This window comes from Candidatus Pelagibacter sp., assembly GCF_052049675.1.
Classification (GTDB): domain Bacteria; phylum Pseudomonadota; class Alphaproteobacteria; order Pelagibacterales; family Pelagibacteraceae; genus Pelagibacter.
Map to the genome: position 1 here is coordinate 719550 of NZ_JBNGZM010000001.1, position 14306 is coordinate 733855.

A 14306-nucleotide genomic window follows, 5' to 3' on the forward strand; every position below is an offset into this window, starting at 1 on the left:
CAACCTTTATTTCTTAAAACAATTATAAGTTGTATAATATTTGTTTTACATATTGTGATTGTAACTGTTAGAACATTACATCATGTCAAAAATTGAGATCAACAACGTATATAAAATTTTTGGGAACAACCCTACTTCTGTATTGCCAATGGTAAAAGATGGTGCAACAAAAGATGAAATTTTAGAGCAAACTGGCCATACTGTTGGATTAGATAATGTTTCACTTAATATTGAAGAAGGAGAAACATTTGTCTGCATGGGTTTATCAGGATCAGGGAAATCAACACTCATAAGACACTTAAATAGACTAATCGATCCAACTGATGGTGAAATTTTAGTTGAGGGCACGAATGTAATGTCACTTGATAAAGATAAACTTATTGAATTTAGAAGACATAAAATGAGTATGGTATTTCAAAGATTTGGATTATTCCCACATAAGACAGTTATTCAAAATGTTGGTTATGGACTAGAAATGCAAGGAAAAACTGAAGATGAAAGAAATAAAATCTCAATGGAAAAAATTGATGCTGTTGGTCTAACTGGTTTTGAAAATCAATACCCAGCTCAATTATCAGGAGGAATGCAACAACGTGTGGGTTTAGCACGAGCATTAGCGACAGATACAGACATAATGTTAATGGATGAAGCATTTAGTGCTCTAGACCCATTAATAAGAAGTGATATGCAAAAACAATTGATTGATCTTCAAGCAGAATTAAAAAAAACAATTGTATTTATTACTCACGATTTGGATGAATCATTAAGATTGGGAGACCATATTGGAATATTAAATTCTGGTAAATTGGTTCAAGTAGGAACTCCTGAGGAAATCATTATGAACCCTGCTGACGATTATGTAAAAGCTTTTGTGAAAGATGTGAACAGAGCAAAAGTTATCAAGGCAAAAATTATTATGAAAACTGCTGATCAAGCAAATGATATAGATAAATCAAACTTAATAAAAGTAAATGAAGAGGAATTTATTGAAGATTTTTTACCAAAAATTGTCTGTTCTGATTCAAATTGTGAAGTGGTTGATAAAAGTGGAAATGTGAAGGGATACATTTCAAACCAAGAACTACAATCTTCTTTAACAAGATCATAAAGTGTTATTAAAAACTTTTGAAGTCAAAAAAGAATGGGTTGATTATAACAATCATATGAACATGGCTTATTATGTGCTTGTTTTTGATCAAGCATGGGAAGTTGCTCTCGAAAAATTTAAAATGGGAGGAACGGCAGCAAAAGATTTAAATAGAAGTACAATGGTTGTTGAAACTAACACCAAATATTTAAATGAGGTAAAAGAGGGAGAAATGGTAAATGTTAATTTGACTTATTTTGATTATGATAAAAAAAGATTACATTTAAAAATGGATATGATTTCTCAAAAAACTAACAAACTTTCAGCTTCTATGGAATGGATATCACTATATATTGATTTAAGCAAAAGAAAAGTCACTGAATTTGAAGAAGACAAAGTAAAATTAATGAAAGATTTTATTGAAGAAAATAAATCAAAATTTTCAAACGAAGGTCTTATATTCTCTTCTAAATTAAAGAAATAATTAAATATTCTATACAATTTTTTTTTGATATAGGTGCATAATGAGCGCTAATAATAATTCAAAAGGTATACTTCTAATAATTACTGCAATGACGTTTTTTGCAATGCAGGATGCTTTAATTAAATTTATTTTTGAAAAAGCAGCTTTATATGAAATATTTTTTGGAAGATATTTTGTTGCAGCAATTTTGCTGTTTGGTTACATAAAATTTAGAAAACAAAGAGTTTCTCTTAAAACTTACTATCCTTTTTTAACAATACTAAGAGTAATCTTACATTTTATTGCTTTTTCTGCTTTTTTTATTTCATTAACTTTTATGCCTTTAGCAACAGCAAATGCTCTATTTTTTTCCTCCCCTTTTTTCGTATCAATATTTGCAAAGTTATTTTTAAAAGAAACTATTGGTATTAGAAGGTGGTCAGCAATTATTTTTGGTTTTGTTGGAGTTTTTATTGTCTTAAATCCAAATTTTTCAGACTTTGAATATCGGAGTCTTTTACCAGTTTTTTGTGCATTTTGTTATGCTGCCTCTATGACAATCACTAAATATACATCTGATAAGGATGACGTTAACACCCAACTTTATTACTTTTATCTAATTGCAATATTGCTGTGTCTAATTTTGTATTTTTTTATGGGAAGTGGTCAGCTAAATAATCCAAACTTTGATCCAACAATACAATTCATCTTTAGAGAATGGTTTTCAAATATTGAATATACATGGAAATTTATTTTATTTTTTGGTTTTGCAGCATCAATAGCTTTTGTTTGTATTTTTTCAGCGTATATAGTTGCATCACCATCTGTTGTTTCTTTGTTTGAGTACTCATTAATAATTATGTCTATGATACCTGGCTACTTTTTATTTAATGAGGTGCCAACGACCAGAACATTTATTGGTGTTGCGTGTATTATAGCAGCTGGAATTTATATTTATATGAGAGAGAGAGTTAGAGATCAATTTATTGCAACAGAAACACCAGTTAGAAGATGAGCAAGAACTTTATACCAACAATTAATATTTCATCTTTAATAAAAAATAATTTTGAAACTCAAAATGCATTTAAAACAATTAAAGAAATTGAAAAAGCTTGTGTCAATGTAGGATTTTTTCAAATTACCGGACATGGAATTAACCAGAAAGAAATAAAAAAAACATGTGGAGTGGCTAATAAATTTTTTAATTTACCAGACAGCACGAAAAGAAGATTAGCACCTAAAAAATGGAATAAAAAAAATAAAAATTTTTACAGAGGATATTTTCCTAATGATGTTAATGGAAAAGAAGGTCTGGATATAGGTGATTTAAAAGTAACTAAAAAATATTCTTCAAATCTCAAAAATCAATACATAGAGTTTATTAATCTGGGCGTATGTTTTAATAAAAACTCAATTAATACTTTAAACAAATATTTTGATAACATTTATAGATTGAGTGAAATATTGTTTAAAAGTCTGATAAAACTTAATAAAAAAAATCCTGATATTTCTAGTGCAGCTTTTTCAAGATTAAAAACATTAAGTACATTAAGATTTAATTATTACCCAAATCAAACTAAACCAGTAGAAATATCAAAACAAGATGGAGTAGCGCTTGGATGTGAAACTCATGTTGATAGTGGAATATTTACAGTTCTATACCAAGATAGAAAAGGTGGATTACAAGTACAAAATAGAAAAAATAAAAAATGGTATGATGTACCATTTAATAAAAATGCTTTAGTAGTAAACACGGGAAGAGCTTTAGAATATTTAAGTAAAGGTAAATTTAAAGCAACCAATCATAGGGTTTTGTGGAATAAAAGTAAGAGGCTCTCTGTTCCTTTTTTCTTCGAACCTTCATATGATTTCAAAATGAACCAATCATTTTTAAATGGAAGCAAATTCAAAAATAATGGTCTAATTTATGAGAAATTTCTTAACAAATCTTTAAAAAAATTTATTGAATATCAACGTTAGTAATTATAAGGTTTATATATAAAGCGATACATAACTCGTCGTTAAATTCAAAAATTTACGAAAGTGGGATCGGTCGTCTTTAAATTAATTTTTAAAGGAGGCTTTATGAAATTTGGTTATTTTTGTAACACCACAAACTGGACACACAAACCTTATCATCAATTGCTAGATGAGACTAAAGAAATTACAGAATACTGTGATCAAAACAAATGGAACTCAATTTGGTTTACAGAACATCACTTCAATCACGAGGGAATGGAGTCTTGTACAAATCCATTAATGATGGGTGCAGATGCAGCTGCAAGAACAAAAAATATAAGAATAGGCCAAGCTGCAAACGTTATTACTTTTCATAATCCAATAAGATTAGCAGAGGATATTGCAACATTAGATCAACTTTCAAAAGGGAGAGTTGAAGTAGGTGTAGCAAGAGGAATTTATGGTAGAGAAGCAATAAATCTAAACAAAGAGGCCGATTTAAAAGATCAGGCTAAAAATTTTAGATTATTTGCTGAGACTTTAGAGGTATTAAAGAAAGCATGGAGTGAAAAATTTTTCAATCATCAAGGAGAATTTTATACTTATCCATCACCAAATTATGTTTGGCAGCATGATATGAGTCCTCCAAGTGAAGAATTTATAAATATGGAGGACAGTACTATGAAAAAAATTAGTGTTGTTCCACAGCCATATCAACAGCCGCATCCTCCAATTCATCAAGTTGTTGATGGAATTAGATCAATTGAGTGGGCTGCTGAAAATAACATCAATGTTATTATGTGGATTCCAACTGTAAAAGCTTTGAAACCAAAATTTGAAGCTTATAAAAATAAAAGATCAGAGGTAACAAAGAAAAATATACCTCTTGGCGAAGGGGTATCTCTTGTAAGAGATATGTTTGTTGCAGACACGATGGAAGAAGCAAAAGAAAAAGCTGGTGAACATATGGTAAATTATATGAGATGGGTTTGTCATTGGAGAGGTTTGGGAAATCATATGGATCCTGGTGAAGAGCTACCTGAAACAAAAGGTAAATTGGATTTATTAAATTATGAATTTTTACATAAAAGAAACATGTTATTTGGAACACCAGAATATGTGATTGATAAAATTCATGAATTAAAATCTGAACTCAATTTACAAAATTTGCAAGTTTGGTCTAATTTTCCGGGTGTGAAGCATAAAGATTGTATGAAAAGTATAAAACTTTTCACAGAAAAAGTTATGCCTCACTTCCAAGATGACTTTGACACTGAAGTAAAAAAAGTTTCGTGAATAAAAGACGAAAAAGAATTAGCGGCGGACAAGCTGCTGTTCAATCATTAAAAAAAGAAAAAGTAAAACATGTTTTTGGACTTATTGGTTCAGCAACAATGGAAATGTTTGATGCTCTTTATCATGAGAAAAGTATAAAATTTTTTGGTGTCAGAGATGAAAGAACCGGCACACATATGGCTGATGGTTATGCAAGAGCATCCAATAGACCTGGGGTAATTATTGCAGGCCAAAACGGACCTGGCGCTACTAATTTAGTTACAGGCGTTGCTCAAGCAAAAGCAGCCTTTTCTCCAGTTGTTGCAATTGCAGGTTCGTATTCAACTAAAGATAAAATGGAAGATGCATTCCAAGGTTTAGATCAACAGTCTTTGTTTGCACCTATTACAAAGAAAACCTGGACTATAAAAAATTCAAAAATAATTCCAAAAATTATGAGTGATGCTTTTAGTTTGGCAATGAAACCTAGAAAGGGACCTGTATGTGTAAATTTACCAAGAAATATATTAGCAGCTTCAAACAAGTATAATATCAATGTTAAAAAACCATCGTTCGAAAATGAGAGCAAACAAAAAGGAAATAAAGAAAATATCAAAAAGGCTGCAAAATTAATTGGATCTTCAAAATGTTCAGTAATTATTGTTGGTGCAGGAATTAAATATAATTCTAAATACAAAGAGGTAATAAAATTAGCTGAGCTATGCAATTTACCAATTGTTACAGCAGCAGGTCATGGAGATGCAATTCCTTTTGGTCATAAATTAAATGCTGGGCAAATGGGTCCTAGAGGAAATCCTGTTGCATCAAGATTAGTTAAAAATGCAGATGTTATTTTAGCAATTGGAACGCGTTTAGGATTTAATTCAACTTTTTACTCCTATGAAAATATAAATAAAGAGGCAAAAATAATTCAAATTGAACTGGAAAAAAGAATGCTTGGAAAATATTTTCCTGTAAAAGTTAAGATACACGCAGATGCTGCGACTGCAACTAAACAGCTTTACGAAGAGATTAAAAAAGAGAATATTAAATTAAATATTAAAGATTGGACTAACTCTTATTTAAAAGAGAGAAAAGAATATTTGATAAATAGAAATAAAGAAAATTTGGGTTCAAATTTTCCTATACAACCGAAAGGGCTATTTAAACAATTAAGAAAAGTGCTACCAAGAAACTCAGCAATTACTCTAGATGCTGGAACGTTATGTTTGCAAGCTACAGATGCTTTAGAATATTATGATCCTCCTTCATTATTTACTCCATTGGATTTTGGTTTAGTTGGTTTTTCTTTTGCATGTGGCCTTGGTGTCAAGGTTGCAAAGCCTAAAAAAACAGTTGTAAGTCTTATGGGTGATGGGGGTTTCGGCATGACAATATCTGAGTTAAGCACTGCTGTTGAATATGGAATTAATACAACAACTATTGTGATGAACAATCAAAGTTGGGGCGCAGAAAAAGCTTATCAAAAAGATTTTTTTGGAAAAAGATATTTAGGTGCAGATATTACCAGTCCATCCTTTGATAAGGTTGCGGAACTTTATGGCGCAAACGGTTTTAAAGTTAAAAAAATTTCTGAGATTGGTGAAGCTGTACGAGCAGCAATTAAGTCAAACAAACCATCTGTGATAGATGTTGATGTGGATCCGAAAGCATTATACAGTTTTAGAAGAGATAGTTTCAAACATAGAAAAAAAAAATGAAATTAGAATTAAGAAAATTTACAAAATTTGTAGACAAGACTTTTATTGAAGGTGGTAAAGAAGCGAAAGAACCAGTTTTAATGGTATCAGTAGCAGCTGTGTTTAAAAATCCATGGCATGGTCAGGGTTTTGTTGAAGATCTCAGACCAACTATTTTAAATCTTGCACCAAAGCTAGGTGATTTACTTGTTCCAGAACTGATAAAAGAAATAGGATCACCTGAAAAAATATTAGCGTATGGTAAGGCAGGTGTAGTTGGATTGAACGGTGAAATAGAGCATGCTTCAGCTTTTATTCATACTTTAAGGTTTGGTAATAAATTTAGAGATGCTGTTGGTGGAACTTCCTATTTAAGTTTTACAAATACAAGGGGACCTGCTGGATCAAAGATTGCGATTCCTATGATGCATAAAACAGATTCTGGATTGAGACCATATTACCTAACTCATGAATTTACTATTCATGATGCACCCTTTGATGATGAGGTGGTTATTGCAATTGGTGGGGCATCAAGTGGTAGAGCACATGCAAGAACTGGTGATAGATATCAAGACATGAAAGAAATGGGTATCGAGCCAAAATAATTCTTGATGACGACAGGAACTACTGCCTCAGGAACTTATTACTTATTCAATAAAAAGGATCAAGATGTGCCAATAGTATTTGTGCATGGTGTAGGTCTTACTCACGAAATATGGCAGCCTCAACTTGAATTTTTTAATTATCATTCGACTCTTGCTTATGACATTTTAGGTCATGGAAAATCTTCATTAGAAAATAAGGAAATTAGTTTTGATAATTTTTCTGACCAACTAATTACATTAATGGACCATCTTAATATAAAAAAAATACATCTTGTAGGTTTCTCTATAGGGTCTTTAATCGCACGAAATTTTGCAACTAAACATAATGAACGTTTACAAACCTTAACTCTTTTGTGTTCTATTTATAAAAGAACTGAGGAACAACAAAAAATTGTTAATCAAAGATTTGAACAAGCAAAAAAAGAATTAAAACTCTCAAAACAAGCCCTAAAAAGATGGTTTACTGATAAATATCTAAAAAATAATCCAGAAATTTATGAAAAAATAAGTTCAATTTTGTCTGCAAATAATATGAATAATTTTTTAAAGGTTTACGAGCTATTCGTTAATCATAAAAATGATGAAGATTTTAATAAAATTAAAGCAAGCACACTGATTATGACAGGTGAATACGACATTGGCTCAACTGTAAAAATGTCACAAGAATTGAATAGTTTGATATCTAAAAGTCAATTAAAGATCATTAAAGATGGAAAACATCTTTGTGGTATTGAGTGTGCTGATGATGTAAATTTAACAATCAAAAATTTTATTGGATCAGATGAGTAAATTAAAGCAATATAAAATGTTTATTAATGGTGAGTGGGTAGACTCTGAAAGTAAAAAAACATTTGAAACTTTAAATCCAGAACATAATGAGCCATGGGCAGTTGTTCCAGAAGCAAGTGCTAAAGATGTTGATAATGCAGTTAAAGCTGCTCAAAAAGCATTCGAGGGTGAATGGCCAAAGTTACTTCCTAGAGAAAGAGCTAAATATTTAAGAGCTATTGGAAATCAATTAAGAGAGAATGCAGAAATGCTAGGAGAAATAGAAACAATTGATACCGGAAAACTTTACAGGGAAACAAAAAAGCAAGCAGTTTATATAGCAGAATATTACGACTATTATGCTGGCTTGGCAGATAAAGTTGAAGGAACGGTTTTGCCAATAGATAAACCAAATGTTCAAGCAATAACAACTAGAATACCTATAGGTGTTATAGCTGCAATAATTCCTTGGAATTCACAAATGTTTTTAACTGCCACTAAAGTTGCGCCAGCTCTTGCAATGGGTAACACAGTTGTAATTAAATCCTCCGAACTTGCTCCTGCTGTTTTATTTGAATTTGCAAAGTTGATTGAAAAAACTGGTATCCCTAAAGGTGTAGTGAATGTAATTACAGGATTTGGGGATCCATGTGGTAAAAGTTTGACTACGCACAATCTAGTTGAAAAAGTTGCATTTACTGGAGGTCCTGAAACAGCGAGACATATAATTAGAAACTCTGCTGAAAATTTATCTGAAGTAAGTTTAGAATTGGGTGGAAAAAGCCCAGTTGCAGTATTTGATGATGCTGAACAAGAAAATGCAATAAATGGAATTACTGCAGGTATATTCGGTGCAAGTGGACAAAGTTGTATAGCAGGATCAAGACTTTATTTGCAAAAAGGAATTTATGATGAATTTTTAAATAAGCTTTCAAATCGTGCATCAAAAATAAAAATTGGAGCACCAATGGATCCAGAAACAGAGATGGGTCCTTTAAGTAATTTTAAACAATTGGAAGTAATAGAAAAAAATATTAAAGAGACAATTGATCAAGGTGGAAAAATTAAGTGTGGAGGTGAAAGACATTCTTTCTCAAATAAAGGGTATTACTTTCCCCCAACAATTATTGAATGTGACAATCATAATCTGCCTGTAGCAGAAAACGAATTATTTGGACCTGTATTATCAGTAATGAAATTTGATACAGAAGAAGAAGTAATTTCTAAAATGAACGATAATCAATATGGATTATCTTCTGGGGTTTATACAAGTAATTTATCTAAAGGCATGAGAGTTTCGAAAGCAATTAGGGCAGGAATAACTTTTGTTAACACTTATCGATTAATTTCACCATCTGCACCATTTGGAGGTATTAAAGATAGTGGATATGGGAAGGAAGCGGGAATTGACTCAATTAAAGACTACACAAGAGTAAAAACAACTTGGTTCTACACATCAGACGAACCTTCTCTGGACCCTTTCTCAATAAGATAATCCGTATCAATTAACCCATCTAAAATAGGATAATTTTGTCATTGAATATTGATTGTATTCATACTTAAATTGGCTTTTATAAATTGTTAACAATAAAGAGGAAGATAATGAGAAAACTATTTATCGCTGTATTTATGTTTGTATCAAGTTTTGGTTCAAATGTAATGGCAGACGGACATTCGATTAAAATGGGGATCATCTTAGGATTCACTGGTCCTATTGAATCTCTAACTCCAGCTATGGCTGCATCTGCAGAGCTTGCATTTAAAGAAGCCTCAGATTCAGGTTCACTATTAGGTGGAAAAAAAATTGAGCCAGTAAGAGCAGACTCAACTTGTGTTGACTCAGCAGCGGCAACAGCTGCAGCTGAAGGTTTAATTTCAGGTGGTGTAGCTGCAATTATGGGAGCAGACTGTTCAGGTGTAACTGGTGCTATTGCAACTAACGTTGCTGTACCAAATGGTGTAGTAATGATCTCACCTTCAGCTACTTCTCCAGGATTAACAACTCTAGATGACAAAGGGTATTTCTTTAGAACTGCTCCATCAGATGCTAGAGGTGGTCAAATTTTAGCTGATATAACTAAAGACAGAAAAGTAAAAAGTGTTGCAATCACTTATACTAACAATGACTATGGTAAAGGTTTAGCTGATGTTTACAAAGCGGCAGTTGAAGCTCATGGTATTAAAGTTACAACTGTAACTGCTCACGAAGATGGAAAAGCAGATTACTCATCTGAAGTAGCAACTCTTGCTTCTGCTGGTGGTGATGCTGTAGCAGTTATTGGTTATCTTGACCAAGGAGGAAAAGGAATTATTCAAGCTTCTTTAGACTCTGGTGCGTTTGATAGATTCATTTTATCAGATGGTATGATTGGTCAATCTTTAGTTGATGCATTCGGAAAAGATTTAAGTAAATCATTTGGATCATTACCAGGTTCTACTGGTAAAGGCGCAGGCATATTTGCTGAAGTTGCAAAAGCTGGGGGTGTAGAAGCTTCTGGTCCTTACACAGGTGAATCTTACGATGCAGCTGCTTTAATCGTTCTTGCAATGCAAGCAGGTAACTCTGCTGACAGAGCATCAATTGCAAAAAATGTAATGGATGTTGCTAATGCTCCTGGAACTAAAATTTATCCAGGTGAACTTAAGAAAGGTTTAGACTTACTAGCAAAAGGTAAAAAGATTAATTACGAAGGTGCTACTGGAGTAACTTTTACTAGTGTTGGTGAAGCTGAAGGTTCTTTCTTAGAACAAGAAATTAAAGGCGGAAAATTCAAAACTAAAAAACAAAGATAATTTTTTATCTTAATTCAAAAAACCCCAGTAATTTAATTACTGGGGTTTTTTTTTAAATCAGCTCTTATGGTAGATAGAGCTATGATAATTAGAAAAATCAAACATATTAAATTCATAGTTTTCCAGCTAGTTAAGCTTAGAAACACCCCAGCAGACAAACTCGCTACTGCTTGTATAGAATAAACAATTAAATCATTATATCCTTGAGCTCTAAATTTCTCCTCTTCTCTGTAACACAAAACGAGTAAGCTTGTTCCTGATATAAATAAAAAATTCCATCCTAGCCCAAGAAAAATAAGTGCAACCATATAGTTAATATAATTCTGTTCAAACAAACTAATTATTATTGTGATTAAAAATAATAAAACTCCCACATACATAATTTTACTGTGACCAAACCTTTTAATTAAATTTCCAGTAATTAGTGAAGGTAAAAACATGGCTGCTATATGAAGCTGAATAACAAATCCAGTCTTGGATAAACTTATTTTCTCCATCAAATGCATACTTATGGGAGTTGCTGTCATTAAAAAAGTCATAACAGCATAGGCAAAGGCTGAAGCTATCAGTGCCTGTAGAAATCTAGGTTGAGAGATAAGCTCAAAAAAACTTCTTCCTGTTTTATATTGATTACTAGATATCGTTTTTGGTTCCTGATAAAAAATTAAAAATATTGTTGATGAGATGGATAAAATGGCAAGTGCAAAATAAGAACCTGCATATATATGATCTGAAATAAATCCTTTCGAAATGTTTGCAATGTTTGGACCAATAAATGCCGAACCTATTCCTGCTAACAAAATGATAGAAATTGCTTTTGGTGCATAATCCTTATCCACAACCTCGACTGCTGCAAAACGATATTGATGGCTGAAAGCTATTCCTCCACCAATTAAAAAGCATCCTAAATTATATAAGACAAAACTTTCTATAATTATAGAGTATGCAGTTAAAAGAGATGCAAAACATGTACCTACTGATGCGTAAATGAATCCCAATTTCCGTCCAATTATACTCATTAACTTTGCAGCAAAAAAAGCAAATAGCGCAATTCCAACAACTGACAAAGCCATTGGAAGAGTTGCTAAAGATTTTATTGGACTAAATTTTGAACCAATTATACCACTTAAAAAAACGGTGACCGGTGCAGCTGTAAATGCAAAAATCTGGCTTAATATAAGTAACGAAAGATTTTTATTCATTAAAAGAATAAATACTTATCTGCCATATACAAAGCCCAAGCAGCAGCAGCACCTAATATAATATATTTCATTACGTTTACTTTATTTCTATTTTTTCAGGAAGTATACCTTTAGGTCTATACCTCATAATAAACAACAATCCTAATCCCATCAGTAAAAATCTGAAATAAGGAACGCTTTCAATTAAATGAGCTTTAAGTGCATTTGTTTCAGGAATTCCCGCAGTGAAAAAGTTTATTAAGAATAATGATATTGGTGCAGCTTCAATCCATAAAAACCAAACAACAAATCCTCCTAAAATTGCTCCAAAATTATTTCCACTTCCTCCAACAATTACCATCACCCAAATCAAAAACGTATATCTCATAGGTCTATAACTTCCTGGTGTAAATAAACCATCTTGTGTAACAAGCATTGCGCCCGCAATTCCAACAATTGCTGAGCCTAAAATAAAAATTAGTAAATGTTGTTTAACAACATTTTTACCCATTGCATTTGCAGCTTCCTCATTATCTCTAATTGCCCTCATCATTCTTCCCCATGGAGAATAAAGAGCCTTTTGAGTTAAAATTAAAAGTATGATTGCTACTACTAAAAATAATCCTGAATAACACAGTTTTACAAATACTGAAGAGCCTTCAATAACAAGTTGATTTAAAGCAGCTTGTCTATCAGCTAAATTCTCAATTACACTTAATTTTGCTGAATTAAACTTTTCAACTAATTTAATAAACCAATCAGTTGTTTGAAGATCTACTTCATAAGGTGCAGGTCTTTTTAATCCAATGACATTTTTAACTCCTCTTGTGAGCCAATCTTCGTGTTTAATAATTGCAATAACAATTTCGGAAATAAGAAGTGTTGCGATAGCTAAATAATCTGCTCTAAGACCAAGCGCAACTTTTCCAACTATAAATGCTAAACCACCAGCAAAAAGTGCTCCTACTATCCAAGAAAATATTATTGGTAATCCAAATCCTCCTAAGAAACCAGTTTTAGCAGGATCAACTGCTTCAATAGCTTCTATGCCTGGCTCTGCAGAAAATCTAATAAGTAAAATACCTGAAATTATTATTGCAGCTATGCTGTATGTTCTTATTTTTGATTTTTCAAATCTTTTTAAAACAAAGCGTATAACTAATACCATTACTACTATCAACCACAACGACATTAGAATGTCGAAACCTCCTGCGCTCCAAGCTTCTTGGACAGGATCGACAGATATCAATACTGCAGCTAAACCACCTAAAGCCGTATAGCCCATAATTCCAAAATTAATTAAACCAGCATATCCCCATTGAATATTCGCACCCATTGTCATAACTGCAGAAATTAAACAAAGATTAAATATTGATAACGCTATGTTCCAAGACTGAAATATACCAACCATCAGAATGAGTACCATCATGATACTGTAAGCTGCAATTACATTTAGGTTTTTTCTCACAATACTTTCCCCTTAAATATTCCCGAAGGTCGATAAATTAAAACAATTACAAGTATAGAGAACGATACAGCAAACTTATAATCTGTAGATAGTAACTGAACCAAACTACTTGGCTCCATACTTTCTGGTAAAATATACATAAAGAATTTTTTATATGCGTAAGTGAGCAATATTTCAGAAAAAGCAATTACATATCCACCTAAAAAAGCTCCAAATGGATTTCCAATTCCTCCGACAATTGCAGCAGCAAAAATAGGAAGCATATTATTAAAATAAGTAAATGGTTTAAAACTTTTATCTAAACCATACAAAGCTCCACCAATTGTAGCTAAAATTCCAGCAATAACCCAAGTAACTAAAACTATTTTTTTTGGATCAATACCTGACAACAAAGCAAGATCTTCATTATCAGAATAAGCTTTCATACTTTTTCCAGTTTTTGTTCTATTTAAAAACCAAAACAATAAAGAGACTAAAACTATTGTTACAAAAATAGTTATCACTTGAGTTGATTTCAATGCAAGACCTTCATTTAAACCTGTCATCTCCTTAAATTCACGAGCTTTAATAATGAATTTTTCCCCATCAAAAAATCTTCTGTCACCAGGTCCAATAATAATTCTTACCACTGCTTGTGTTACAAACATTACTCCAATACTCACCATAGCAAATTGAACTGGGGGGCTTTTTTGATTTCTATAATACTTAAAGACAAACTTATCAATTAAAAGCATGTAAAAAATCATGAAAATTATTCCAAATGGAATAGCCAATAAAGCAGTAGGTAAAACACCTAAAGAAACACCTAAAGATTGAAAATACCATGTAAACAATATTGTCATCATGGTTCCAAAAGACATCATGTCACCAGTCGCGAAGTTTGCAAATCGTAAAATTCCATAAATTAATGTTACAAATATTGCACCTAATGCTAACTGAGAACCATAAGTTAATGCGGGAATAAATATATAATTTAATAAAAGAATTATTGCATTTACAAAATCCAT

Annotated in this window: 13 protein-coding genes; 10 read left to right on the forward strand and 3 right to left on the reverse strand. The window is 31.8% G+C overall.

Annotated features, from left to right (window positions below):
* The first annotated feature begins 82 nt into the window (after positions 1 to 82).
* The 10 genes from ACTT9L_RS03965 (at position 83) to ACTT9L_RS04010 (ending at position 10650) form a co-directional block, all read left to right on the forward strand.
* Positions 83 to 1108 (forward strand): quaternary amine ABC transporter ATP-binding protein, encoded by a 1026-nt coding sequence (locus tag ACTT9L_RS03965; protein WP_440928039.1) that lies wholly within the window; start codon positions 83 to 85, stop codon positions 1106 to 1108.
* A gap of 1 nt (position 1109) precedes the next feature.
* Positions 1110 to 1571, forward strand: a complete 462-nt coding sequence (locus ACTT9L_RS03970; RefSeq protein WP_440928040.1) for a thioesterase family protein — start codon at positions 1110 to 1112, stop codon at positions 1569 to 1571.
* Between the two features lie 40 nt (positions 1572 to 1611).
* Positions 1612 to 2565, forward strand: coding sequence for a DMT family transporter (locus tag ACTT9L_RS03975; RefSeq protein WP_440928041.1), 954 nt, complete (start codon positions 1612 to 1614; stop codon positions 2563 to 2565).
* On the forward strand, positions 2562 to 3530 hold the full coding sequence (locus tag ACTT9L_RS03980; RefSeq protein WP_440928042.1) for a 2OG-Fe(II) oxygenase family protein: 969 nt from the start codon (positions 2562 to 2564) through the stop codon (positions 3528 to 3530). The genes ACTT9L_RS03975 and ACTT9L_RS03980 overlap by 4 nt, the downstream gene beginning before the upstream one ends.
* Before the next feature lie 105 nt (positions 3531 to 3635).
* Positions 3636 to 4805, forward strand: coding sequence for an LLM class flavin-dependent oxidoreductase (locus tag ACTT9L_RS03985; RefSeq protein WP_440928043.1), 1170 nt, complete (start codon positions 3636 to 3638; stop codon positions 4803 to 4805).
* Positions 4802 to 6505, forward strand: coding sequence for a thiamine pyrophosphate-binding protein (locus tag ACTT9L_RS03990; RefSeq protein ID WP_440928044.1), 1704 nt, complete (start codon positions 4802 to 4804; stop codon positions 6503 to 6505). The genes ACTT9L_RS03985 and ACTT9L_RS03990 overlap by 4 nt, the downstream gene beginning before the upstream one ends.
* Positions 6502 to 7089, forward strand: coding sequence for an amino acid synthesis family protein (locus ACTT9L_RS03995; RefSeq protein ID WP_440928045.1), 588 nt, complete (start codon positions 6502 to 6504; stop codon positions 7087 to 7089). Before ACTT9L_RS03990 ends, ACTT9L_RS03995 begins: the two co-directional genes overlap by 4 nt.
* Positions 7090 to 7095: 6 nt before the next feature.
* Positions 7096 to 7878 (forward strand): alpha/beta fold hydrolase, encoded by a 783-nt coding sequence (locus ACTT9L_RS04000; protein ID WP_440928046.1) that lies wholly within the window; start codon positions 7096 to 7098, stop codon positions 7876 to 7878.
* A complete protein-coding gene (locus ACTT9L_RS04005) occupies positions 7871 to 9352 on the forward strand; it encodes an aldehyde dehydrogenase (RefSeq protein WP_440928047.1) in 1482 nt (493 codons plus the stop codon). The genes ACTT9L_RS04000 and ACTT9L_RS04005 overlap by 8 nt, the downstream gene beginning before the upstream one ends.
* 107 nt (positions 9353 to 9459) lie before the next feature.
* Entirely contained in the window at positions 9460 to 10650 is a 1191-nt protein-coding gene (locus tag ACTT9L_RS04010; protein WP_440928048.1) for an ABC transporter substrate-binding protein, read from the forward strand.
* Between the two features lie 32 nt (positions 10651 to 10682).
* Here the strand turns inward: ACTT9L_RS04010 and ACTT9L_RS04015 are convergent, their stop codons facing one another.
* The 3 genes from ACTT9L_RS04015 to ACTT9L_RS04025 all read right to left on the reverse strand — a co-directional run bounded on the left by ACTT9L_RS04015 (position 10683) and on the right by ACTT9L_RS04025 (position 14306).
* On the reverse strand, positions 10683 to 11852 hold the full coding sequence (locus ACTT9L_RS04015; protein WP_440928049.1) for an MFS transporter: 1170 nt from the start codon (positions 11850 to 11852) through the stop codon (positions 10683 to 10685).
* 76 nt (positions 11853 to 11928) lie between these two features.
* A complete protein-coding gene (locus ACTT9L_RS04020; RefSeq protein ID WP_440928658.1) occupies positions 11929 to 13260 on the reverse strand; it encodes a branched-chain amino acid ABC transporter permease in 1332 nt (443 codons plus the stop codon).
* A gap of 35 nt (positions 13261 to 13295) precedes the next feature.
* Positions 13296 to 14306 carry a branched-chain amino acid ABC transporter permease gene (locus ACTT9L_RS04025; protein ID WP_440924962.1) on the reverse strand — a complete coding sequence of 337 codons (1011 nt, stop codon included), beginning with the start codon at positions 14304 to 14306 and terminating at the stop codon, positions 13296 to 13298.

Bases quoted from the DNA above. Each gene is read 5' to 3' on its own strand.
- ACTT9L_RS03980 (WP_440928042.1), top strand. From the start codon at position 2,562: ATGAGCAAGAACTTTATACCAACAATTAATATTTCATCTTTAATAAAA.
- ACTT9L_RS04000 (WP_440928046.1), top strand. From the start codon at position 7,096: ATGACGACAGGAACTACTGCCTCAGGAACTTATTACTTATTCAATAAA.
- ACTT9L_RS03975 (WP_440928041.1), top strand. From the start codon at position 1,612: ATGAGCGCTAATAATAATTCAAAAGGTATACTTCTAATAATTACTGCA.
- ACTT9L_RS04015 (WP_440928049.1), bottom strand. From the start codon at position 11,852: ATGAATAAAAATCTTTCGTTACTTATATTAAGCCAGATTTTTGCATTT.
- ACTT9L_RS04010 (WP_440928048.1), top strand. From the start codon at position 9,460: ATGAGAAAACTATTTATCGCTGTATTTATGTTTGTATCAAGTTTTGGT.
- ACTT9L_RS03995 (WP_440928045.1), top strand. From the start codon at position 6,502: ATGAAATTAGAATTAAGAAAATTTACAAAATTTGTAGACAAGACTTTT.
- ACTT9L_RS04025 (WP_440924962.1), bottom strand. From the start codon at position 14,306: ATGGATTTTGTAAATGCAATAATTCTTTTATTAAATTATATATTTATT.
- ACTT9L_RS04005 (WP_440928047.1), top strand. From the start codon at position 7,871: ATGAGTAAATTAAAGCAATATAAAATGTTTATTAATGGTGAGTGGGTA.
- ACTT9L_RS03985 (WP_440928043.1), top strand. From the start codon at position 3,636: ATGAAATTTGGTTATTTTTGTAACACCACAAACTGGACACACAAACCT.
- ACTT9L_RS04020 (WP_440928658.1), bottom strand. From the start codon at position 13,260: ATGATGGTACTCATTCTGATGGTTGGTATATTTCAGTCTTGGAACATA.
- ACTT9L_RS03965 (WP_440928039.1), top strand. From the start codon at position 83: ATGTCAAAAATTGAGATCAACAACGTATATAAAATTTTTGGGAACAAC.